General features: G+C 70.5%; 20 protein-coding genes and 1 tRNA gene. 9 read left to right on the forward strand and 12 right to left on the reverse strand.

All coding sequences use genetic code 11. The annotated features are described in order from the left end of the window. Positions 1-255: 255 nt before the first annotated feature. The 4 genes from LIU39_RS18610 to LIU39_RS18625 all read right to left on the reverse strand — a co-directional run bounded on the left by LIU39_RS18610 (position 256) and on the right by LIU39_RS18625 (position 5096). A complete protein-coding gene (locus tag LIU39_RS18610; RefSeq protein ID WP_227047886.1) occupies positions 256-600 on the reverse strand; it encodes a rhodanese-like domain-containing protein in 345 nt (114 codons plus the stop codon). 10 nt (positions 601-610) lie between these two features. Next, complete coding sequence (locus LIU39_RS18615) at positions 611-1606, reverse strand: J domain-containing protein (RefSeq protein WP_227047887.1); 996 nt, start codon at positions 1604-1606, stop codon at positions 611-613. A gap of 403 nt (positions 1607-2009) precedes the next feature. Continuing rightward, entirely contained in the window at positions 2010-3443 is a 1434-nt protein-coding gene (locus LIU39_RS18620; RefSeq protein WP_227047888.1) for a DUF2252 domain-containing protein, read from the reverse strand. 366 nt (positions 3444-3809) lie between these two features. After that, positions 3810-5096: an ABC transporter permease gene (locus tag LIU39_RS18625; RefSeq protein ID WP_227047889.1), complete on the reverse strand. Its 1287-nt coding sequence runs from the start codon at positions 5094-5096 to the stop codon at positions 3810-3812. A 125-nt stretch (positions 5097-5221) separates the two neighbouring features. Between LIU39_RS18625 and LIU39_RS18630 the strand changes: the two genes are divergently transcribed. After that, positions 5222-5656, forward strand: coding sequence for a MarR family winged helix-turn-helix transcriptional regulator (locus tag LIU39_RS18630; RefSeq protein WP_227047890.1), 435 nt, complete (start codon positions 5222-5224; stop codon positions 5654-5656). A gap of 49 nt (positions 5657-5705) precedes the next feature. Here LIU39_RS18630 and LIU39_RS18635 read toward each other — a convergent pair whose 3' ends face one another. Further along, positions 5706-6068, reverse strand: coding sequence for a winged helix-turn-helix transcriptional regulator (locus tag LIU39_RS18635; RefSeq protein ID WP_227047891.1), 363 nt, complete (start codon positions 6066-6068; stop codon positions 5706-5708). Positions 6069-6201: 133 nt separating this feature from the next. Here LIU39_RS18635 and LIU39_RS18640 point away from each other — a divergent pair, with 133 nt between their 5' ends. Further along, positions 6202-6852 carry an FMN-dependent NADH-azoreductase gene (locus LIU39_RS18640; RefSeq protein WP_227047892.1) on the forward strand — a complete coding sequence of 217 codons (651 nt, stop codon included), beginning with the start codon at positions 6202-6204 and terminating at the stop codon, positions 6850-6852. A 109-nt stretch (positions 6853-6961) separates the two neighbouring features. Here LIU39_RS18640 and LIU39_RS18645 read toward each other — a convergent pair whose 3' ends face one another. Further along, entirely contained in the window at positions 6962-8164 is a 1203-nt protein-coding gene (locus tag LIU39_RS18645; RefSeq protein ID WP_227047893.1) for an MFS transporter, read from the reverse strand. A 121-nt stretch (positions 8165-8285) separates the two neighbouring features. On the opposite strand from LIU39_RS18645, the gene LIU39_RS18650 reads away from it, so the two are divergent. Continuing rightward, positions 8286-9176 (forward strand): LysR family transcriptional regulator, encoded by an 891-nt coding sequence (locus LIU39_RS18650; protein WP_227047894.1) that lies wholly within the window; start codon positions 8286-8288, stop codon positions 9174-9176. Between the two features lie 208 nt (positions 9177-9384). On the opposite strand, the gene LIU39_RS18655 is transcribed toward LIU39_RS18650, so the two are convergent. Then, positions 9385-9468 (reverse strand) — tRNA-Leu (locus tag LIU39_RS18655). A gap of 503 nt (positions 9469-9971) precedes the next feature. Between LIU39_RS18655 and LIU39_RS18660 the strand changes: the two genes are divergently transcribed. The 6 genes from LIU39_RS18660 (at position 9972) to pknB (ending at position 18035) form a co-directional block, all read left to right on the forward strand. Beyond that, the gene (locus LIU39_RS18660) at positions 9972-10802 is read left to right on the forward strand and encodes an FHA domain-containing protein (RefSeq protein ID WP_227047895.1); all 831 of its coding nucleotides are present in this window, start codon (positions 9972-9974) and stop codon (positions 10800-10802) included. A 10-nt stretch (positions 10803-10812) separates the two neighbouring features. Beyond that, positions 10813-11337, forward strand: a complete 525-nt coding sequence (locus LIU39_RS18665; protein ID WP_227047896.1) for an FHA domain-containing protein FhaB/FipA — start codon at positions 10813-10815, stop codon at positions 11335-11337. Between the two features lie 132 nt (positions 11338-11469). Continuing rightward, positions 11470-13035 carry a PP2C family protein-serine/threonine phosphatase gene (locus LIU39_RS18670; RefSeq protein WP_227047897.1) on the forward strand — a complete coding sequence of 522 codons (1566 nt, stop codon included), beginning with the start codon at positions 11470-11472 and terminating at the stop codon, positions 13033-13035. 22 nt (positions 13036-13057) lie between these two features. After that, positions 13058-14443 (forward strand): FtsW/RodA/SpoVE family cell cycle protein, encoded by a 1386-nt coding sequence (locus LIU39_RS18675; RefSeq protein WP_227047898.1) that lies wholly within the window; start codon positions 13058-13060, stop codon positions 14441-14443. After that, positions 14440-15909 carry a peptidoglycan D,D-transpeptidase FtsI family protein gene (locus LIU39_RS18680; RefSeq protein ID WP_227047899.1) on the forward strand — a complete coding sequence of 490 codons (1470 nt, stop codon included), beginning with the start codon at positions 14440-14442 and terminating at the stop codon, positions 15907-15909. Before LIU39_RS18675 ends, LIU39_RS18680 begins: the two co-directional genes overlap by 4 nt. Before the next feature lie 146 nt (positions 15910-16055). Further along, positions 16056-18035, forward strand: coding sequence for a Stk1 family PASTA domain-containing Ser/Thr kinase (gene pknB / locus LIU39_RS18685; RefSeq protein ID WP_227047900.1), 1980 nt, complete (start codon positions 16056-16058; stop codon positions 18033-18035). Positions 18036-18173: 138 nt separating this feature from the next. On the opposite strand, the gene LIU39_RS18690 is transcribed toward pknB, so the two are convergent. The 5 genes from LIU39_RS18690 to LIU39_RS18710 form a co-directional block, all read right to left on the reverse strand. Further along, positions 18174-18914, reverse strand: a complete 741-nt coding sequence (locus LIU39_RS18690; protein WP_227047901.1) for a class E sortase — start codon at positions 18912-18914, stop codon at positions 18174-18176. A gap of 25 nt (positions 18915-18939) precedes the next feature. Beyond that, positions 18940-20523, reverse strand: a complete 1584-nt coding sequence (locus tag LIU39_RS18695) for a class E sortase (RefSeq protein WP_227047902.1) — start codon at positions 20521-20523, stop codon at positions 18940-18942. After that, positions 20520-21158, reverse strand: a complete 639-nt coding sequence (locus LIU39_RS18700) for an aminodeoxychorismate/anthranilate synthase component II (RefSeq protein WP_227047903.1) — start codon at positions 21156-21158, stop codon at positions 20520-20522. Before LIU39_RS18700 ends, LIU39_RS18695 begins: the two co-directional genes overlap by 4 nt. After that, on the reverse strand, positions 21155-21331 hold the full coding sequence (locus LIU39_RS18705; RefSeq protein ID WP_033266980.1) for a hypothetical protein: 177 nt from the start codon (positions 21329-21331) through the stop codon (positions 21155-21157). Before LIU39_RS18705 ends, LIU39_RS18700 begins: the two co-directional genes overlap by 4 nt. Before the next feature lie 83 nt (positions 21332-21414). Further along, positions 21415-22107, reverse strand: a complete 693-nt coding sequence (locus LIU39_RS18710) for a class E sortase (protein ID WP_227047904.1) — start codon at positions 22105-22107, stop codon at positions 21415-21417. Positions 22108-22128 lie beyond the last annotated feature (21 nt).

A 22128-nucleotide genomic window follows, 5' to 3' on the forward strand; every position in this document is an offset into this window, starting at 1 on the left:
GCGTACCGGTGCGGCATCCGGATCGCCGGCACGGAGGTCCGTGGCCCGCGGATACAGGAGCCCGCAAGCTTCTCGGAACCAACACGGGAACACAGCCCTCAGCCCGACCGCGCTTGTACCGCGGCCGAGGCATCTGCCAAACAGAACCAACCGAACCGACAGCCCGAACGAAGCCGCCCCGGGCTCAGCGAACCAAGAAGAACCGAAGCAGCCCGGTCCGAACCGGGCCGGCCCCCGCAATCGTACGAAGCGTCCTCAGACGACCGTGCCCGCGCCGCCCCGGCCGTCCGTGACGGGGCGTCCGGCGGCCTCCCACGCCTGCATGCCGCCGTCGACGTTCACCGCTTCAATGCCCTGCTGGATGAGGTACTGCGCGACCTGCGCGGACCGCCCACCGACCCGGCAGAGCACGTAAATCTTGCCGTCCGCGGGCGCGGCCTCGGTCAACTCGCCGTAACGGGCAACGAATTCGCTCATCGGGATGTGCAGCGCACCTTCAGCATGCCCCGCCTCCCACTCGTCGTCCTCACGCACGTCCAAGAGGAAGTCCTGGGGCGTGAGCGCGTCGACACCAACCGTGGGCAGAGAACCAAATCGCATGTCCCCGACGCTACCCGACCAGCTGGGCGAGGCGGGCCTCGCGCTCTGTGACATCGGCGAGCAGCTTCTCGGCGATCTCGTCCAGCAGGGCGTCCGGATCCTGTGGCGCCATCTTGATCATCGCGCCGATCGCGCTCTCCTCCAGCTCGGCGGCGACAGCGGCCAGCAGCTCCTTGCGCTCGGCCAGCCACTCCAGCCGCGCGTACAGCTCCTCGCTCTCGCTGAGCCGCTCCTCGGCAGGCGCAGGACCGGTCTCCCACTCCTGCGCCAGCTCACGCAGCGCCGCCTCGTCCCCCGCGCCGTACGCGGCGTTGACCCGTGCGATGAAGGCATCCCTGCGCTCCCGCTCCGCGTCGTCACGTGCCAGGTCGGGGTGTGCCTTGCGCACCAGGTCGCGGTACGCCTTGCGGGCGCCCTCGCTGGGCCGCACCTTCTGCGGTGGCCGCACCGGCTGCTCGGCGAGCATCGCCTGTGCCTCGGGGAACAGCCCTTCCGACCCGATCCAGCCGTGGAACAGCTCCTCGACATTCGGCATCGGCAGCACCGAAGCACGGGCCTCGCGTGCCTTGCGGACGTCCTCCGGATCGCCGGTACGGGCCGCGACCGCCTCGGCGATCTGCGCATCCAGCTCGTCCAGCCGCGCGTACATGGGGCCGAGCCGCTGGTGGTGCAACCGGGAGAAGTTCTCCACCTCCACCCGGAAGGTCTCCACCGCGATCTCGAACTCGATCAGCGCCTGCTCGGCAGCCAGCACCGCCTTCGCCAGCCGCCGGGTCGCCGCGTCCCCGGCCGCCAAGTCCCGCTCGCCGCCGGCCGACGCCTCCGCGGCCCCGGACGCGCTGCCCTCTCCGGACGCCGCCCGCCCGCCGGACTCACCAGGCGCTCCCGGCACACCCGTCGCATCCGGCGTGCCCGCCACCCCCGGTCCATCGGTGGCGTACGCCGCTCCCGGGGCGTCCGGTCGGTACTGGCCGTCCTGCGCGTTCTCCGCGTGCGAGTTCGTCACCCGGTCAGCGTACGGCCCCCTCCCCGGCACCCGGTTCAGCGGCCGGTCGGCCTGCCTCCGCCGCTGCTCCATGGGTTCCTGCCACGGAGGGGGAACGCCCACTGCGCCGACCAGGACCGGCGCTGGCCCTCTCCTCCGCCGCCTTACGCCCCTTCCCCCTCCCCCAACCCACCCACCCCGCCACCACCACACCCGCCCCATCAGGGCCCCCACCACACCAATGTCAGCCCACTCACCAGCCCCGGCCCGGCACCCGGACCCGGCCGCGCACCCGCACCCGCACCCGCACCCGCACCCGCACCCGCCACACAACGCCCGCCGGCGCACGACCCACTCATCGGCGTCCCGGCCGACGTCTCGACCGACACCCACACCGCCACCCGTCACCCCGCCCCGACGCGCCTCACACCCCCCTCTCCGCCGCGATACGCCCGCTGTCCACCGCCGCCACCAGCTCCGCGTGATCCCGCTCCGTACGGTCCGCGTAGGCCACCGCGAAATCCGCCATCGCGTCGTCCAGCTCCTCCGACTTGCCGCAGTAGCCGGCCACCACCCGCGGGTCGGCACTGTGCGCATGGGCACGGGCCAGCAGCGCGCCGGTCATCCGCGCGTAGTCGTCCAGCTGCTCGCCGGTCAGCGCGGACGGATCCACGCTGCCCTTGCGGTTTCTGAACTGGCGTACCTGGACGGGGAGTTCCCGGTACCTGCCGCATCCGGCAGCGGCTTCTCCCGGCAACGGTATTCGCACCGTCGCCCAGCCCAGCAGGATGTCGCTCACCACCTGCATCCTGCGCTGTCCCGTCACCACCCGGCGCCCTTCGTGCGCCACCGAAGGCACCGGGAAGCCGGCCTTCGCCACGAACGGTGCCAGCACCGAGCCGCGCGCCTCCTTCACCTGCAGCACCAGAGGCTCGCCCCGGTGATCGAGGAGCAGCACCACATACGAACGCAGGCCCACACTGCCCGTGCCGACCACCCGGAACGCGACGTCGTGCAGGGCGTACCGGGCCAGCAGCGGCAGCCGGTCCTCCGGCAGGGTCTCCAGATATCCGGCGAGCGAGGAAGCCACCGCTGCCGCCTCCTCGTCCGGGATCTGCCGCAGCACCGGCGGCGCGGCCACGAACCGGCGCCCGCCCTCCGGCGTCCGTTCCGTGGACTTGGCGGCGAACCGCGCGCTGGTGTTCCTGCGGGCCTTGGCCGCCACCCGCTCCAGCGTCCCCACCAGGTCCTTGGCGTCGGTGTGCGAGACCAGCGCCTCGTCGGCGACGGCATTCCACGCCTCGGTCACCGGCAGCTTCGCCAGCAGCCGCATCGTGCGACGGTACGCACCCGCCGCGTCCCGCGCCGCCGCCCGGCAGTCGTCCTCGCCCGCGCCCGCCTCCCGGCCTGCGAGCACCAGCGAAGCAGCCAGCCGTTTGAGATCCCACTCCCAGGGCCCGTGGAGGGTCTCGTCGAAGTCGTTCAGGTCGATGACGAGGCCGCCACGGGCGTCACCGTAGAGTCCGAAATTCGCCGCGTGGGCGTCCCCGCAGATCTGCGCTCCGACACCCGTTACGGGCGAGGCCACCAGGTCGTACGCCATCAGCCCGGCGGAGCCGCGGAGGAAGGCGAACGGGGAGGCGGCCATCCGGCCGACGCGTATCGGTGTCAGCTCCGGCAGCCGGCCGGCCTGGGACGTCTCCACCGCCGCGACCGCGTCCGGGCGGCCCGCCGCGATCGACAGCCCGGCCTGCGCCGCCCGCGGCGCCCGCTCCCGCAGCGCCCGGCCGACGGCCTTCGCCGACGGTCTGGGCGCAGCCGCCTGCGCGAACCCCGGTACGTATGGCAACCGCGACATCACGGCACCACCTCCCCCTTCGACGTCCCGCTCCGCCCGGCGTGAGCGGCGTCCGTCAGGCCCGCCCACCGACTCCGGCCTGTCCACCCACGACGTTACCGACCACGTCTCCCGTCCGGCAGACCTGTGGATAACTCCCCACGGGCCCAACGGGATCGGGCGGAAGGGAACCAAGAATGAGAGAGCCAGAATGGGGCAAAGGGTCCTGGCAGAGCGCCAGTTGACGGTGCTGCCCACACTCAGGCGCCACGGCCGAAACTGACGCCTCACCAGGCCGAACGCACCCCACCGCCACCCCAGACACCGCTACGGGCCGGGGCATCCCACGCCCCGGCCCGTACCAACCGCCCCTCCCTGCACACCCCGCTACACCCCCACAGCCTCCTCCATCTCCTCTTCCTCAGCCTCGGCTCCCGACTCCGCGTCACAGCCCCGCCGCCGGCCGTCCGCACGCGCTGCCTGCTCCGGGTGCCGTCCGCCGTCGGTCACCGTCGCGGCCACCGCGGCGGCCGCGACCGCCGTGGCCCGTTCCGCTGCCGCTTTCTCGGCGGCCTTCCTGCGGGATTCGGCCAGGCCGGCGATACCGGCCGACGCCGCGCCGATCACCAGCCAGATCACCAGCGTCCCTACGTGCCCGGCCAGTCCGTAGCCGTTGAAGTAGACGTGGCTGCGGGTGCCTTCGACGAAGCCTGCGCCGTTCCAGAACGAGTGCAGGGCGGCGAAGAATCCATTCTGCATCTCGGGCCGGAAAATGCCGCCGGACGAGGTGAAGTTGAGCATCACGAACAGGGCCATCACGCCGAGCGTGGTCCAGCGCTTGAGGAAGGTGTGCAGTCCCGTTCCGATCAGCAGGATGCCGGCGGAGTACAGCCAGGCCATGCTCCACAGCCCCCACATGCCGTGGTCGACGAGGTGGAAGACCGGGCCGGCGAAGAGCGTCCCGATGATGCTGACGACGAAGGAGGTGCCGACGGCAAGCAGCGCGCGCAGCCGCATCGGCAGCACCGCCCCGGCCCCGCCGATCACCGCGACCGAGGCGTACGAGCCGATGCTGATCGCGACCAGCAGGAAGAAGATGCCCTGGCCCGTCGGGTCGTGCTGCGCGGTCGGCGCGACGTCGGTGACCTTCAGGGGCCTGCCCTGCTGGGCGGCGATGGGGGTGAAGACCTTCTGCACCACGGAGGCGCTGGTGTCCGATCCGGCGGTCGCGACCATCAGTTCCGGCGCAGGTCCGGTCGTGCCCGCGGCCTTGGCGGAGCGGGCGGAGTCCGTGCCGTGGGTGCCCGAGGCGGTCGTTCCGCTCTTCCCGTGGGGGACGTAGGCGCCGAAGATGTCCTGGTGCCGCAGCTGTTCGGTCGCCGTCGCGCGGTCGGGGACCGTGCGTGCTTCCAGGTCGCCGCCCGCCTTGTCGTTGATCGACTGCGCCAGCAGCTGTGCGCTCTGTCCTGAGCCGACGACCGCGACCGGCAGGTGGTGCGGCGCCGGATCGGCGAACGCCCCGAGGTAGGCCAGGCCCATCCCGATGCACATCAGCAACGGTGTGACCAGGTGCAGCAGGACGTGGCGCAGCCCGGCCGTGTGGGGGCTTCGGCGGTCGGGGCGGTGATCAAGTCCGTGATCACGGTGGCGGTCGGAACGGCGGACCGGACTCATGGTGCCTTCTCAAGCTAGTCGGCTCGGATACAGCCAGTAGATGGCTTTTACAACTGTCGGTGGTTGGTTTATACAACTCCCAATCCACGTTGTACTATACAACTACTTCAACGAAAGGCAAGCCCGTGGCCCACCGCGACGACTCCGTCGAGACCATCCAGCAGGAGCTGACCGCCTTCGCCCGGCGGGCCCGCGCCACCGCGGCCCGCATCCATCCGGAGTTGTCGCTGGTCTCGTACACCCTGCTTGCGCACCTCGATGACCAGCAGGGATGCCGGGCGACGGACCTCGCGGCGCACTACCTCCTGGACAAGTCCACGGTCAGCAGGCAGATCGCCGCACTGGAGAGGCTCGGGTTCGTCGAGCGCCGCCTGGACCCCGCCGACCACCGCGTCCAGGTGCTGCACCCCACGGAGGAGGGCGCCCAGGTGCTGGCCAACGCCTCGAACAGCCGCCGGCAGGCGTTCCACGAGCGGCTGGCCGACTGGAGCGAGGCGGATCTCGACCGCTTCGCGCTGTACCTGCTGCGCTACAACGCCGCCCAGGAGCGGCTCGGCTGACCGCCGCCGCCCCATGACACCCCGGTCTCGACCGCGGCCCCGGTGTGCGCTACTTCCGGAAGCGATCCGGGCACTGCCCGCCCTCGGCCAGGTAGGTCTCGGCCCAGCGGGCCAGTTCCTTGAGTGAGGGCTCCATCGCCAGACCCGCCTCCGTCAGCCGGTAGGCGACCCGCAGCGGAGGCCCGGCGTCCACTTCGCGCACCACCAGGCCGGTCGCCGCCAGCTCCATGAGGCGGTCGGACAGCATCCGCTCGCTGATGCCGGGAATCGCCCGCCGCAGGTCGGCGAAGTGCACCGGTCCCGGCATCAGCGTGGCGACGATCAGGCCGGTCCAGCGCTTCCCGAACAGCTCGAAGACGCGCGTCATGCCGCCGTCGACCTGTCTGCACGTCGCCTCACTGTGATCCGCCATGCCCTCAGCGTACCGCTTTCCCGTTGGCTACTGCGGAAAAGTAAGTCACTGTGTTATGAATAGTGACGTACGGAATTCAACCATCGTGCCGCGGCCTCGCCCGCCGGCCGTGAACCTCTGAGGAACGATCACCATGGCCACGCTTCTGCACCTCGACTCCTCCGTTTTCCCCGAGACCGGCTCCGCCTCCCGCGCCGTGACCGCGGCCTTCCGTACGGCATGGCAGGAACAGCACCCCGACGGCACCGTCATCTACCGCGACCTGGCGGCCGACCCGCTGCCGCACCTCGACGGGACCGCCGCATCCGCCGGCTTCTCCGACCCCGCGACCCACTCCCCCGAGCAGCAGGCCGCCTTCGCGCTGCGCACCCGGCTCGCCGAGGAGCTGGAGCAGGCCGACGCGATCGTCATAGGCGCCCCGATGTACAACTTCACGATCCCCTCGACGCTCAAGGCATGGCTCGACCAGGTGATCATCATGGGCCGCACGGCCGGCGCCGAGCCGTCCGCCAAGGGCACCCCGGTCACCGTCGTCGCCAGCCGCGGCGGTTCGTACGCCCCGGGGACACCCCGTGCGGGCTTCGACTACGTGCAGAACTACCTGGAGGCCGTGCTGGGCAACGCCTTCGGCCTGGAGGTCGACTTCATCATCCCGGAGCTGACCATGGCGCCCGCCAACCCGGCGATGGCCGAGCTGGTCCCGCAGTACGAGGCGTCCCGCGAGAAGGCCCTCCAGGAGGCCGTATCGAAGGCCAAGGCCGTCGCCGAGCGCGCCGCCGCCTGACGCAGCGGCCACCGTCCCGTCCCACGGAACCGGCCCGCCCCGGGGAGCGCCGCCCGCACCGCGCTCCCCGGGGCGCCGTATGCCGGCGGCCCCAGGAGGCCCGCCGCCGTCATCCGGCCGCCGGCGCCCGGCCGACCCCCACCGTCACCAGCGCCCCCACCACGAGCACGCCGCCCAGCCAGAGCACGCCCACGGCGCCCCAGCTGGCCGCCGCCCGGCCGCCGGCCAGCGCGCCCAAGGCGATGGCCCCGTTGAACACCGCCACGAAGAGGGCCGAAGCCGCCTCGCGCTCACGTGGCGCCGCGGCCATCAACCAAATCTGGGTACTGACCGACACGCCCCCGTAGGCGAGCCCCCACGCCGCGAGCGCCACCGCGCCGCCCACAACACCCCACGCGCGCCCGGACACGGGCATCAGCAACACCGCCCCCGCCAGCACCGCGCAGATCACCAGCAACGCGCCACGCGGCGACCTGGCCGCCCCCGCACCGGCCACGAAGTTGCCGACGAGCCCCGCGACACCGAACACCAGCAGCAGGGTGCCGACGTGCGCGGCGTCGGCCCCCGCCACCTCCTCCAGCACCGGCCGCACATACGTGTACGCCGCGAAATGGCCCGTCACCAAGAGCGCCACCAGCGCAAGACCGGTCCGCACCGACGCCCTGCCGCACAGCGCCTGCACGCCGCCGAGCCGTACCGCCCCCGTGGACGGCAGCGACGGCAGCAGCACCGCCAGCGCCCCGCCCACCACGCCGCACACCACCCCCATCGCCACGAACGCCGCACGCCAGCCGCCGAGTTGACCGACCAGCGTGCCGACCGGTACGCCCAGCACCGATGCGGCGGCGACTCCGCTGAAGACCAGCGACGTCGCCGCCGACACTCGCCGCTCCGGCACCAGCCGCACCGCGAGACCCGCCGCCAGCGCCCACACCCCGCCCATTCCCAGCCCCACCAGCACCCGGGCCACCAGCAGCACCACGACGCCCGTAGCGGCCGCCGCCAGCAGATTCGCCGCCGCCAGTGTCCCCATCAGCGCGACCAGTACGGAACGCCGGTCCCAGCGCCCCACCAGCATCGTCAGCAACGGTGCCGACACCGCCGCGACCAGCCCCGTGACGGTGAGCGTCAGCCCCGCCGTCCCGTCCGAAACCCCCAGGTCACCGCCGATCGGCGTGAGCAGCCCCACCGGCAGCATCTCCGACGTCACCACCGTGAACGTCGCGGCCGCCAGCACACCCACGGCCGGCCAGCCGCCCCCGGCGCGCCCCAACACGCCGCTTTTCCCCACCACTTCACCGGTCTTCGTCATGCCCCCAGCCAACGCCCGCCCGCCGCAGGGAACAACGCCGAAGTTCTCACCCTTCCATGAGCAGGACTCATGGATCTTCCACAAGCAGACCCCCTGGCCGACACCCACCGAAGGGATCCCCGTGAGCGGCATGGACCTACGCGAGCTGGAGTGCTTCCTCGTACTCAGCGAGGAACTGCACTTCGGCCGCACCGGCGAACGGCTCCGCCTCTCGCAGAGCCGCGTCAGCCAGCTGCTGCGCGCCCTGGAGTCCCGCATCGGCGCCCGCCTCGTGGACCGCACCAGCCGACGGGTCCGTCTCACCCCTCTGGGAGAGAACTTCCGCACCACCCTGCGCCCCGCCTACGCGACCCTGCACGCCGCTTTCGACGCCACCCGCAGCGCCGCCCGGGGCATCGAGGGCACCCTCACCATCGGCTTCCAGGGCACCGCCGACCACCGCATGATGCGCGCCATCGACACCTTCCACACCCGGCACCCCGGGTGCGTCACCTCCCTCACGGAAATCCCGCTGTGCGACCCCTTCGGCGCGCTGCGCGCGGGCACCGTCGACGTCGCCGTGGTCCTGCTGCCGGCCGCCGAGCCCGACCTCGTCACCGGCCCGGTCTTCGCCGCCCAGCCGCAGACCCTCGCCCTCTCCGTACGGCACCCGCTCGCCGCCCGCGACGCCCTCGCCGCGGAGGACCTCGCGGCCGTACCGCTGATCTCCGTCGACGGCCCGGCCCCCGCCTACTGGCGCCGGGCGCACGCCCCCACGGCCACCCCCGGAGGCCGCCCGATCCCTCCGGGCCCCGCCGTCGGCACCCTCCAGGAGGGCCTCACCCTCGCCGCCGCAGGCCGCGGCGCGATGCTGCTGTGCCGCCCCACCGCCGACTACCACGCCCGCCGGGACCTCGCCTTCCTCCCCGTGTCCGGCCTGCCCGGCTCCGTCCTCGGGCTGCTCCACCACGGCGCACAGGAGACCGCCCGGATCCGCGCCTTCGGCACCGCGGTGGCGGACGTGGTGGCGTAGCCCACAACTCCCCGTCCCAGCGCCGCCGTCGGGCTTCCGGACGACGGTGCACATGCCCAACGCCCTTATGGGAAAGGGGAATTGCGTCCGCAGCGTCCTGCCGGCCAGGCGGCTTCCGGACAGGAACGGCCCGCGGGCCCGGCCGTTTCCGGACACAACGAAAGACCCCCGGTCTCCGGATTTCTCCGGAGACCGGGGGTCTCATCTGTGCGCGAGGGGGGAGTTGAACCCCCACGCCCTTTCGGGCACTGGAACCTGAATCCAGCGCGTCTGCCTATTCCGCCACCCGCGCATGGGTGCTGCCGAATGATTCTCTCACGCGATCCGGGCTCTTCGGTCCGGTTCTTGTGTGAGCGCCTTCCGACATGCAGAACATTAGCACGGCGTGGCGGGTGGTTTCACCTGCCCTTTCTGTGCCCCCGCAACGCGGTCCGCCGGGTGCTTCCGCACCGGCCGGCCGTCGCGGAAGCACTCACCCCCGGAGCGAGCGCCGGCGCACCCGCCGCCCCAGGTGACCCGGCGTCCGACGGGCCGGCCGGGACGCCATCGGGCAGCGTCCCGGCCCCCCGCCCGGCAAGAGAGGTCGGCGGTTGCGGGACACTGTCTTCGGGGCCCATCTACCATCGCAGTGCACAAGCAACCGGCCGAGGAGCGAGGAAGCAGCGGGCAACCCTGTGAGGGCGACACTCGTCACTCCGGGCGGGAAAGGGGAACCAGCCGATTTCCCGACGCGTGGATACGATCAGTAAGCAGTATCAGGACGACCCTGACGAAGCCTGAGGAAGGAGGTGTCCCGTGGGAGTACTGAAACGCTTTGAGCAGCGTCTTGAGGGGCTCGTCAACGGCACCTTCGCCAAGGTGTTCAAGTCCGAGGTGCAGCCCGTTGAGATCGCCGGTGCGCTGCAGCGCGAGTGCGACAACAACGCCACCATCTGGAACCGCGACCGCACGGTCGTCCCCAACGACTTCATCGTCGAACTGAGCACCCCCGACTACGAGCGGCTCAGCCCCTACAGCGGGCAGCTCGGTGACGAGCTGTCGGGCATGGTCCGCGACTACGCCAAGCAGCAGCGGTACACCTTCATGGGTTCGATCAAGGTGCACCTCGAAAAGGCCGACGATCTCGACACCGGCCTGTACCGCGTCCGCAGCCGCACCCTTGCCTCCAGCACATCCCAGGAACAGCCGGGCCAGGCAGCGGCCCCACGCGCCTCTTCGGCGCCGCGGGGCGGCTACACCGGCGGAGGTCACGTGGGCCCGCCCCCCATGCCCTCGTCCCCGCCTCCCGGCGCGCAGCCCGTACCCCGTACGGCGCCGCCAGGTGCAGGACCGCAGCCGCACGCACAGACCAGGCGCTGGATCGAGATCAACGGCACCCGCCATCAGATCTCGCGCGGCACTCTCGTGCTGGGCCGCAGCACCGACGCCGACGTACGGATCGACGACCCCGGGGTTTCCCGGCGGCACTGTGAGATCCGGGTCGGAACGCCCCCCATGATCCAGGATCTGGGCTCCACGAACGGGATCGTGGTGGACGGGCAGCACACCACCCGCGCTAATCTCCGCGACGGCTCGCGGATCGTCGTGGGCAGTACCACCATCGTTTACCGGCAAGCCGAAGGGTGAAGCGGGGGCAATGTCAGAGCTGACCCTCACGGTCATGCGGTTGGGTTTCCTCGCCGTACTGTGGCTGTTCGTCATCGTGGCCGTTCAGGTCATCCGCAGCGATCTGTTCGGCACGCGCGTCACACAGCGCGGCGCCGCCCGGCGGGGCGGCCAGGAGGCGCGTACGCAGCGCCAGCCCGCCACACCACCGCAGCAGCGCCGCCAAGAAGGCGGCCGCGGCAACAACCGCCAGCGCCGCGGTGCACCCACCAAGCTGGTGGTCTCCGAAGGCACCTTGCAGGGCACCACCGTCGCGCTGCAGGGCCAGACCATTTCGCTGGGCCGCGCGCACGATTCCACGATCGTCCTGGACGACGACTACGCGTCCAGCAGGCATGCCAGGATCTATCCGGACCGTGACGGCCAGTGGATCGTCGAGGACCTCGGTTCCACCAACGGCACGTATCTGGACCGGAGCCGGCTCACGACGCCGACCCCGATTCCGCTGGGAGCCCCGATCCGCATCGGCAAGACCGTCATCGAGCTGCGGAAGTAGTACGACAATGAGCGAGCGGAGCGAGCGAGCCGCGGCGGTCCACTCGACGGACCCGAGCGTGCTCCCGACCGGAGGGTGGGCAGTGTGGCTCGACGAGACCGGCTGTACCCCGAGCCGACGGGTGAGGTGCGCATGAGTCTGTCACTGCGCTTCGCCGCCGGATCGCACAAGGGCATGATCCGCGAGGGCAACGAGGACTCGGGCTATGCGGGCCCGCGCCTGCTGGCCATCGCCGACGGCATGGGCGGCCAGGCGGCCGGCGAGGTCGCCTCGTCCGAGGTGATCTCCACCCTGGTCCAGCTCGACGACGACGTCCCGGGCTCGGACATCCTCACCTCGCTGGGGACGGCCGTACAGCGCGCCAACGACCAGCTGCGGGTGATGGTCGAGGAGGACCCCCAGCTGGAGGGCATGGGCACGACCCTGACCGCCCTGCTGTGGACCGGTCAGCGCCTCGGCCTGGTGCACGTCGGCGACTCGCGCGCCTACCTCCTGCGGGACGGCGTCCTCACCCAGATCACCCAGGACCACACCTGGGTGCAGCGGCTCGTCGACGAGGGCCGGATCACCGAGGAAGAGGCCACGACCCACCCGCAGCGCTCGCTGCTGATGCGGGCGCTGGGCAGCGGCGATCACGTCGAGCCCGACCTGTCCATCAGGGAGGTCAGGGCCGGCGACCGGTACCTGATCTGTTCGGACGGGCTGTCCGGCGTGGTCAGCCACCAGACGCTGGAGGAGACCCTCGCCGGCTACCACGGCCCGCACGAGACCATCCAGGAGCTGATCCAGCTCGCGCTGCGCGGCGGCGGCCCCGACAACATCACCTGCATCGTCGCCGACGTCCTGGACGTCGACGGCAACGAAGCCCTGGCCGGGCAGCTCAACGACACCCCGGTCATCGTGGGCGCGGTCGCCGAGAACCAGAACCAGCTCAGCGACCCGAGCACGCTGCAGACGCCGGCCGCCCGCGCCGCCGAGCTCGGCCGCAACAGGGACGTCCCGCAACAGGCCGCCCCCGGTGGCGCGTTCGGGCCGCCAGGAAGCGGCGACGGTGACCTCGCCGGACCGCCCCAGGGTTCGTTCGGCGCGTTCACCGATGAGGACTTCCTCAAGCCCGAGCGGCGCGGGAAGTGGCTCAAGCGGTCGCTGGTCGCCGTCCTCGCGCTGGCCGTCGTCGGCGGTGGTCTCTACGGGGGCTACCGCTGGACGCAGACCCAGTACTTCGTCGGCGCCAAGGACGATCACGTCGCGCTCTACCGGGGCCTCAGCCAGGACCTGGCGTGGATCTCGCTGAACAAGGTCGACAAGGATCATCCCGAGATCGAACTCAAGTACCTGCCGGTGTACCAGCAGACCCAGGTCAAGGAGACGATCCCGGCCGACAGCCGCGACGAGGCGGCCGAGAAGGTCACCGAGCTGGGCAAGCAGGCCCACGCCTGCCTCGACAAGGCACAGCGGGAAGCCGCCGAGCGCGCCGCCGCGAAGACCAAGGGCCAGAGCCAGGCCGGCGGTACGTCGGGCAAGCACGGCGGCAAGTCCGGCGACAAGCCCGCCACCCCCGACAGCAAGACCGGGAAGACCGGCACCGGCGGCACCGTCGGCACGCTCGCGGCGACATCGACTCCCACTCCCACCACCAGCCAGGCCCCCTCCGAGGAGCAGCAGAAGCTGGAAAAGAATTGCAGCACCCAGCAGTGAGGGCGTAGGGGGCCGTACTTTTATGAGCAGCAGTACCACCAACACCACCACCATCGGCACCATCGGAGCGCCCAGCCGCCGTAACACCGAGCTGGCCATGCTCGTCTTCGCGGTGCTGATCCCGGTGTTCGCGTACATCAACGTCGGCCTGGCCAAGGACCACACCGTCCCGGCCGGTGTCCTGGGCTACGGCCTCGGCCTCGGTCTGCTGGCCGGGGTCACCCACCTCGTCGTCCGCAAGTGGGCGCCGTACGCCGACCCGCTGATGCTGCCGATCGCCACACTCCTGAACGGCCTGGGCCTGATCTTCATCTGGCGGCTCGACCAGGAGCCCACACTCGGCAAGGCCATGGCGCCGAACCAGCTGATGTGGTCGACCCTGGGTGTCGCGCTCTTCCTCGGCATCCTGATCTTCCTCAAGGACCACCGCGTCCTGCAGCGCTACACCTACATCTCCATGGTCGTCGCGCTGGTCCTGCTGATCGCCCCGATGTTCTTCCCCGGCGTGAACGGCGCCAAGATCTGGATCACCATCCCGGGCCTCGGCTCGCTCCAGCCCGGAGAGTTCGCGAAGATCATCATCGCGATCTTCTTCGCCGGCTACCTGATGGTGAAGCGGGACGCGCTGGCGCTGGCCAGCCGCCGGTTCATGGGCCTCTACCTCCCCCGCGGACGTGACCTCGGACCGATCCTCGTCATCTGGGCGCTGAGCCTGATGATCCTGGTCTTCGAGACCGACCTGGGCACCTCGCTGCTCTTCTTCGGCCTCTTCGTCGTCATGCTGTACGTCGCCACCGAGCGCACCAGCTGGATCGTCTTCGGCCTGCTGCTCAGCGCGGGCGGCGCGGTCGCCGTGGCGACCTTCGAGTCGCACGTCCAGGAGCGTGTGCACAACTGGCTCAACCCGCTGGCAACGCTCAACGGCGGCGTCACCGAGACCGCACAGGCCATGTACGCCTTCGGCTCCGGCGGCATCCTCGGCTCCGGCCTCGGCCAGGGCTACTCCCGGCTGATCCTCGGCATCGCGCCGAAGAGCGACTACATCCTCGCCACCGTCGGCGAGGAGATCGGCCTGGCCGGTCTGATGGCCGTTCTGCTGCTGTACGGCCTGCTGATCGAGCGCGGTATCCGTACGGCGCTGGCGGCCCGCGACCCGTTCGGCAAGCTGCTCGCCGTCGGCCTGTCGGGGGCCTTCGCCCTCCAGGTCTTCGTCGTCGCCGGCGGCGTCACGGGCCTGATCCCGCTGACGGGCATGACGATGCCGTTCCTCGCCCAGGGTGGCTCCTCCGTGATCGCCAACTGGGCGCTGGTCGCGATCCTGCTCCGCATCAGCGACACCGCGCGGCGGCCCGCCCCGGCCCCCGCCCCGTCCACCGACGCCGAGATGACCCAGGTGGTCCGTCCGTGAACAAGCCCCTGCGCCGGGTCGCGATCTTCTGCGGCCTGCTCGTGCTCGCCCTGCTCGTCCGCATCAACTGGGTGCAGTTCGTGCAGGCCGACGAGCTGAAGAACGACCCCAACAACCGCCGGGTCGCCATCGAGCGCTACGGCACCCCGCGCGGCGACATCATCGTCGACGGCAAGCCGGTCACCGGCTCGACGGTCACCGGCAGCGGCGACTTCAAGTACAAGCGGACGTACACGAACGGCAAGATGTGGGCGCCGGTCACCGGCTACGCCTCGCAGGCGTTCGACGCCAACCAGCTGGAGAAGCTCAACGACTCCATCCTGACCGGCACCGACGACAAGCTCTTCTTCAGCCGCACGGTCGACATGCTCACCGGCGGCAAGCAGGAGGGCGGCAACGTCGTCACCACCCTCAGCACCAAGGCCCAGAAGGCCGCCTTCGAGGGGCTCGGCGACAAGAAGGGCGCGGTCGCCGCGATCAACCCGGAGACCGGCGCGATCCTGGCGCTGGCCAGCGCCCCGTCGTACGACCCCTCCACCTTCGCGGGGATGAGCGACAAGGACTCCAAGGCGTACAACGCGCTGCTGAAGCAGAACAACCCGGACGATCCGACGCTCAACCGGGCGCTGCGCCAGACCTACCCGCCCGGCTCCACCTTCAAGGTCGTCACCGCGTCGGCGGCGCTGGAGAACGGCCTCTACACCGACATCGACGCCAAGACGCGCTCGCCGCTGCCCTGGACGCTGCCCGACACCGCCGGCCAACCGCTGAACAACGAGGGCGACCTCCCCTGCGAGAACGCCAGCCTCCGCGAGGCGCTGCGGGTGTCGTGCAACAGCGTCTTCGGCAAGATCAGTGCCGACCTCGGCAACAAGACGATGAAGGCCGAGGCGGAGAAGTTCGGCTTCAACAATGCGAAGGTCGACACCCCGGTCCGGGCGTCCGAGAGCGTCTACCCGGAGGACAACCGGCCGCAGAACGCCATGGCGGGCATCGGCCAGGCATCCAACCGCGCCACTCCGCTCCAGATGGCCATGGTGACCGCCGCGATCGCCAACGGCGGCAAGCTCATGCAGCCGTACATGGTCGACAAGCTGGTCGCGCCGAATCTGAACGTCGTGCAGCAGCACACTCCCAAGGAGATGAGCAAGCCGCTGTCGCCGGAGAACGCGCAGAAGATCCAGGACATGATGGAGACCGTGGTCGAGAAGGGCACGGGAACCACCGCCCAGATCGACGGCGTGAAGGTCGGCGGCAAGACGGGTACCGCCCAGCACGGTGCGAACAACAAGGACAACCCGTACGCCTGGTTCATCTCCTACGCCAAGACCGGCAAGGGCACCCCGGTCGCCGTCGCCGTCGTCATTGAGGGCTCCGACACACTTCGCGGCGACATCGCGGGCGGCAAGCTCTCCGCCCCGATCGCGAAGAGCGTGATGGAAGCGGTGCTCAGCGACAAGAAGTGACCCTGGGCATGGCCATACCGGTCGGATATCAGGTTGCGGCTACGGCCCGGACCGGAGCAGTGCGCCGGGTACGGTATGCCCGGACAGCACACCGCCGGACCACACACGGGTGCGGTCGGGACTGACGGAGAGGGCTGGAGAAGCTTATGGAAGAGCCGCGTCGCCTCGGCGGCCGGTACGAGCTGGGCTCGGTGCTCGGCCGCGGTGGCATGGCCGAGGTGTACCTCGCGCACGACAGCCGCCTGGGCCGCACCGTAGCGGTGAAGACGCTCCGGGTGGACCTCGCCCGCGACCCGTCTTTCCAGGCCCGGTTCCGCCGTGAGGCCCAGTCGGCCGCCTCGCTGAACCATCCGTCCATCGTCGCGGTCTACGACACCGGCGAGGACTACGTCGACGGCGTCTCGATCCCGTACATCGTCATGGAGTACGTCGACGGTTCCACCCTGCGGGAGCTGTTGCACTCCGGGCGGAAGCTGCTGCCCGAGCGGTCGCTGGAGATGACCACCGGGGTGCTTCAGGCGCTGGAGTACTCGCACCGGGCCGGCATCGTGCACCGCGACATCAAGCCGGCCAACGTGATGCTGACCCGCACCGGCCAGGTCAAGGTCATGGACTTCGGTATCGCCCGCGCGATGGGCGACGCCGGAATGACCATGACGCAGACCGCCGCGGTCATCGGCACCGCCCAGTACCTCTCCCCGGAACAGGCCAAGGGCGAGCAGGTCGACGCCCGGTCCGACCTGTACTCCACCGGCTGCCTGCTCTACGAACTGCTCACCGTGCGGCCGCCGTTCATCGGCGACTCCCCCGTCGCCGTGGCCTACCAGCACGTGCGCGAAGAACCGCAGAAGCCCAGCAACTTCGATCCCGAGATCACGCCGGAGATGGACGCCATCGTCCTCAAGGCGCTGGTCAAGGACCCCGACTACCGCTATCAGTCGGCCGACGAGATGCGGGCCGACATCGAAGCGGCCCTGGACGGGCAGCCGGTGGCGGCCACCGCGGCGATGGGCGCCGGCGGCTTCGACCAGGACCAGCCCACCACCATGCTGCGCCCGCAGGACCCGGCGGGCCAGACCTCCATGCTGCCGCCGATGAACCCGGACGACGGCGGCTACGACGACCGGGCCGACCGGCGCCGCGGCGGGGCCTCCAGCGGCCAGAAGAAGAGCCACACCTCGACGGTCCTGCTCGCCGTCGCCGGCGTCCTCGTCCTGGTCGGGGCGATCTTCATCGGCAAGGCGATGTTCAGCGACAACAAGACCAGCGGTTCGGTGCCGGTGCCGCCTCTCATCGGCAAAACGCTGGACCAGGCCAAGGAGTCGGGCCGCAACGGCAGCTTCAAGGTCGTCAAGGGCGGCAGCGAGTCCTGCGACAACGCCGACAAGGGCCAGGTCACCAAGCAGGCCCCGGAGGCCGACAGCAACGTCGACAAGGACGGCACGGTCACCGTCACGATGTGCACCGGGCCGGTCGAGATCTCGGTCCCGAGCCTGACGAACCTCACCGAGGCCGACGCCCGGGCCGACCTCAAGGACAAGGGCTTCACCAACATCGAGACCCAGCCCGTCGTCTCCAACCGGGAACCCGGCACGGTGGTCTCGCAGGACCCGAAGCCGGGCACGAAGAAGCCCAAGGACACGACGATCACGCTGTCCATCGCCAAGGCGAACCCGAAGGTCAAGGTCCCCGACGTCGTCGGCAACGACTTCGCCGCGGCGGAGAAGCAGCTCAAGGACCTCGGCCTGCAGGTGACCAAGCAGGAGCAGGACGTGTCCGACCCGGCGCAGGTCGGCAAGGTCACCGCGATGAACCCGCCGGGCACCACCGAGGTCGAGAAGAACTCGATGGTCACGCTGACCGTCGGCAAGGCCGCCGCGCAGACGCCGGTGCCGAGCGTGCTCGGCCAGAAGGTGAAGGACGCCAAGAAGGCCCTGGAGCAGGCGGGGTTCACCAACGTCCAGTTCGCCGACGGCAGTTCCGATGACGACAACGCCCACGTGGTCTCGCAGGACCCCGCAGGGCAGACCCCGTCCGACCCGAAGTCGACGACCGTGACGCTGACCACCATCGGTGGCGGCGGCAATGGCAACGAAGACGGCGGCCTCTTCGGCTGGCACCACTGACGGCCCGCTGTGGCCCCGGCTCCCAGGCCGCAGCGCGAACAAGTACGACGTGAGCCCCGGCGGCCCTGGAAAGGGCCACCGGGGCTCACGTCATGGGTGCCGTCCGTGCCACGCCGGCCCGCCCGCGGCGGCGGTGCCTCAGCGGATCTCCGGGGGCGGCGTACGGTCGGCGTCGACCTTCTCCGTGCGTTCCAGCTCGCCCCAGACGATGTAGCGGTAGTCCGAGGTGTAGACCGGGGTGCAGGTGGTGAGCGTGATGTAGCGGCCCGCCTTGCGCTTGCCGGACTCCTTGGGGACCGCGTCGAGGACATCGACGTTGTACTTCGAGGTCTGGGGGAGCGTCGCGTAGACCTTGTAGATGTACCAGGTGTCCTTGGTCTCGAAGACGATCGGGTCGCCGTCCTTGAGCTTGTCGATGTTGTGGAACTTGGCGCCGTGTCCGTCACGGTGGGCGGCGAGCGTGAAGTTGCCCTTTTTGTCCTGCGGCAGCTCCGACTTGACCGGCTTGGTGTAGTAGCCGGCCACCCCCTCGTTGAGGATCGTGTCCTCGGTGCCCTGCTTGACCAGCACCTCACCGTTCTTCATCGCCGGTACGTGCAGGAAGCCGATGCCGTCCTTGGTGTCCAGCTTTCCCGGCCCCTTCGGAGCGCTGGACGCCCAGTGCTTACGCACCTCGTCGCTCTGCTTGTGGGAAGCGCGGTCGGCGAGGACGTTCGTCCACCACAGGGAGTAGACGACGAACAGGCCCAGGATCAGCCCCGCGGTGATCAGCAGCTCGCCGAAGACGCTGATCACGGAGGCGATCGCCCCTCGCACCCGGCGTGGGCGGCGTGACGGCGTGGACCGGTCGGTGTCCTGTTCGTGGTCCGTGGCAGTCACCGCGTAATACCCCTCTTACCCTCGGTCAGCCGGTGAGCGCAGCCGGTTCGCCCTTGCTCCGCGGCCGCTCGTCGACCATCTTGCCCCAGACGATCATCCGATAGGTACTGGTGAATTCCGGAGTGCAGGTCGTCAGTGTGATGTAGCGGCCCGGCCCCTTGAACCCGGACGCCTGCGGCACCGGTTGGATGACGCTGACGTTCTGCGGGCTGGTCTGCGGGAGGATGCTCTCCATTTGGTACGTGTAGTACGTACTCTGCGTCTCCACGACGATCTTGTCGCCCGGAGTGAGCTTGTTGATGTAACGGAACGGCTCGCCATGGGTGTTGCGGTGGGCGGCCACCGAGAAGTTGCCCTTCTTGTCCCACGGCATCGCGGTCTTGATTCCGCTGCTCTTGTCGTAGTGCCCGACCATGCCGCGGTCCAGCACCGTGTGCTTGTCGATCCCCTCGGCCACCGGCGCCTTCACGTCCAGCTTGGGGATATACATGATCGCGAAGCGCTCGCCGGGTGTGAGCGTCTTCTTCTCCTCGCCGCCCTCGTCCCAGGTGTGCTGGAGGGTACTGGCGGCGCCGCCGGCCTCTTCGTTGGCCAGCACGTTCGTCCACCACAGCTGGTAGGTCACGAACAGCAGCATCAGCACGCCGAGCGTGATGAACACCTCGCCCACGGCGCGGCTGGCGATCAGGCCGAGGCTGTCCTTGGCAGCTCGGGCCGCGCGGCGGGCCTCCAGCCGTGAGGTGGGCGCGGGCGGCGGCTCGGCCGCGGCCGGTGCGGCGGCCGCACCACCGTGCTTGCCGCGCTTGCCGCCGCGCTTGGCCGCTTGCTGGGCGGCCTTGCGCCGGGCAGCACGTCCGCCCGGCGCCGGGTCGGTTTCACGTGAAACCGACCGGCTCAGCGCCGAGTTGGTTTCACGTGAAACGCCGTCACCGTCACCGCCCGCAGCGCTCTGGCCGCCGGTCGCCGCAGGCTCCTCGGCCTGACGCAGCGCCATCGTCGACTCGTCCAGCCCTGGGCCGGGACGGGACGACGGGACCGGGGAAGAAGCCGGCGAGGGCACCGCCGCGGAACGGGAAGGGCGGGCGGCGGCCGGGCGCGGGGCCGCCGGCTCGCCGCCGGAGAACGGATCGGCGGCGGGCGGAACGGATATCGGGTCGCCGTGCACCGAGTGAGGTTCGTAGCCGGTGCCGTACGCGCCGCGGGGCTTCGGGGGGTAGCCGCCGCCGTGAGGCTGCTCGCCGCCGTGGGGAGCGGTCGCGTCGCCCGACGGCTGCGGTGTCTGGAGGTGCGGGCGGAACCAGGGGGAGCCCTGCCCGCCCGGCGCCTGTCCGGCCCGCTCGCTCCCGGGCCCGGCCCGGCCCGCGGCGCCCTGCTGCTGCCCCGCCGAGCCGTCCGGCCCGTCCAGGGGATCGGCCGCGCCCGCGCCGTACGTCCCGGCGGGCGGTCCGGCCGGGCCCGGCAGCGGATCCGTCAGCGGGTCGTTGAGCTGTCCCACCGCCGCCTCGAAGGCCGCATCGCCCCCGTACGGATCGGCGGCCTCGTACCCGGGCGACGGCTGGTCGTACGGATCCTGGGATCTGCCGTCACGCTCGGGGCGCGTGGTGGTCACGCGCCGGCCTTGCCGACCACCGGGGCAAGCCCCGTCGAACGCTCCGCTGCTCCCGTGTCGCCGCAATCCACCAGCCAGTTGGCCAGCATCCGGTGGCCCCATTCGGTCAGCACCGACTCGGGGTGGAACTGCACGCCCTCGACGGGCAGTTCACGGTGCCGCAGCCCCATCGGAATGCCGTTGCCGGTCCAGGCGGTGACGGTCAGTTCGTCCGGCACGGTGCCCTGCTCGACGGCCAGCGAGTGATAGCGGGTGGCGGTGAAGGGCGAGGGCAGGCCGCGGAAGACGCCGGCGCCCTCGTGCGAGACCAGCGAGGTCTTGCCGTGCAGCAGCTCGGGCGCCCGGCCCACCACACCGCCGTACGCGACCGCCATCGACTGCATCCCCAGGCAGACGCCGAAGACCGGCACGCCGGTGTCCGCGCAGTGCCTGACCATGTCGACGCAGACACCCGCCTGCTCGGGGGTGCCGGGGCCCGGGGAGAGCAGCACGCCGTCGAAGCCGTCCTGGGCGTGGCTCAGGGCGACCTCGTCGTTGCGCAGCACCTCGCATTCGGCGCCCAGTTGGTAGAGGTACTGCACGAGGTTGAAGACGAAGCTGTCGTAGTTGTCGACGACCAGAATGCGTGCGCTCATCGGACGGCTGCCATCCCTTGATCGACCGTGACGTCATTGAAGGGGAGCAGCGGCTCCGCCCACGGAAAGACGTACTGGAAAAGCACGAAGACGACCGCCAGCACCAGCACCAGTGAAATCAGCGCCTTCACCCATGTGTTGCCCGGCAGATGCCGCCAGATCCAGCCGTACATGCTGTCGCTGCCCCTACTTGCCGATGACGATGACGATGTCGATTGCCCCTCCAGACTAAGGGGAGAGGGTGGGGGCACGTGGGTCAGCCGGGCAAAGCCGATGGCCTTCCCTGTGCCAAGGGTTGGGTGGAATCCAGATGCGCCCAGGTGATCAGCCGGTGACTGTGGCCCCATTCCGGCTCGCAGGTCGTCAGCGTCAGGTAGCGGCCTGGACCGTTGTACCCGGAGGCGCGGGGCACCGGGTCGATCACGCCGATGTCGCTGGGCAGCGTGGTGTAGGGACGCCTGTCGATGCGGTACGTGAACCAGGTGGTGCCGTCGGTCAGCACCACGGCGTCGCCGGGCCGCAGCCGCGGGAAGTCCTTGAACGGGTCGCCGTAGGTACGGCGGTGCCCGGCGACGGCGAAGTTGCCGACCACGCCGAGCCGCGCGGTGCCCGCGTAGTGACCGAGACCACGCTTGAGGACGTCGGTCGCGGTGCCTTCGATGACGGGCTTGGACCAGTCCGTCCCGAGGCGCGGGATGTACATGACGGCGAAGGGCCTGCCCGCTTCGTAGGGGCGTGGCCGGGCGGACGGCGCCGGGCCGGGTGTGTCGTGGTGCCCGGCGGCCGGGGCGGCCGACCACTGCTCGCGCAGCGTGCCGAGTTCGCCGTCCATCGCGTCGTCGGCCCGCACCCCGGTCCAGAACAGGGTGTAGACGACGAGGAGGACGATCAGGGTGCCGGCGGTGACACAGATTTCGCTGAGGGTCCGTACGATCCACCGCACCGTCATCCGGCCCCGCCCCTCCCCGCC

The sequence above is a fragment of the Streptomyces pinistramenti genome (genome assembly GCF_020564935.1).
Classification (GTDB): domain Bacteria; phylum Actinomycetota; class Actinomycetes; order Streptomycetales; family Streptomycetaceae; genus Streptomyces; species Streptomyces pinistramenti.

Coding starts and splice junctions, on each gene's coding strand:
- LIU39_RS18610 (WP_227047886.1), bottom strand. CDS start 600: ATGCGATTTGGTTCTCTGCCCACGGTTGGTGTCGACGCGCTCACGCCC.
- LIU39_RS18620 (WP_227047888.1), bottom strand. CDS start 3,443: ATGTCGCGGTTGCCATACGTACCGGGGTTCGCGCAGGCGGCTGCGCCC.
- LIU39_RS18625 (WP_227047889.1), bottom strand. CDS start 5,096: ATGAGTCCGGTCCGCCGTTCCGACCGCCACCGTGATCACGGACTTGAT.
- LIU39_RS18635 (WP_227047891.1), bottom strand. CDS start 6,068: ATGGCGGATCACAGTGAGGCGACGTGCAGACAGGTCGACGGCGGCATG.
- LIU39_RS18640 (WP_227047892.1), top strand. CDS start 6,202: ATGGCCACGCTTCTGCACCTCGACTCCTCCGTTTTCCCCGAGACCGGC.
- LIU39_RS18645 (WP_227047893.1), bottom strand. CDS start 8,164: ATGACGAAGACCGGTGAAGTGGTGGGGAAAAGCGGCGTGTTGGGGCGC.
- LIU39_RS18665 (WP_227047896.1), top strand. CDS start 10,813: ATGTCAGAGCTGACCCTCACGGTCATGCGGTTGGGTTTCCTCGCCGTA.
- LIU39_RS18670 (WP_227047897.1), top strand. CDS start 11,470: ATGAGTCTGTCACTGCGCTTCGCCGCCGGATCGCACAAGGGCATGATC.
- LIU39_RS18675 (WP_227047898.1), top strand. CDS start 13,058: ATGAGCAGCAGTACCACCAACACCACCACCATCGGCACCATCGGAGCG.
- pknB (WP_227047900.1), top strand. CDS start 16,056: ATGGAAGAGCCGCGTCGCCTCGGCGGCCGGTACGAGCTGGGCTCGGTG.
- LIU39_RS18700 (WP_227047903.1), bottom strand. CDS start 21,158: ATGAGCGCACGCATTCTGGTCGTCGACAACTACGACAGCTTCGTCTTC.
- LIU39_RS18705 (WP_033266980.1), bottom strand. CDS start 21,331: ATGTACGGCTGGATCTGGCGGCATCTGCCGGGCAACACATGGGTGAAG.
- LIU39_RS18710 (WP_227047904.1), bottom strand. CDS start 22,107: ATGACGGTGCGGTGGATCGTACGGACCCTCAGCGAAATCTGTGTCACC.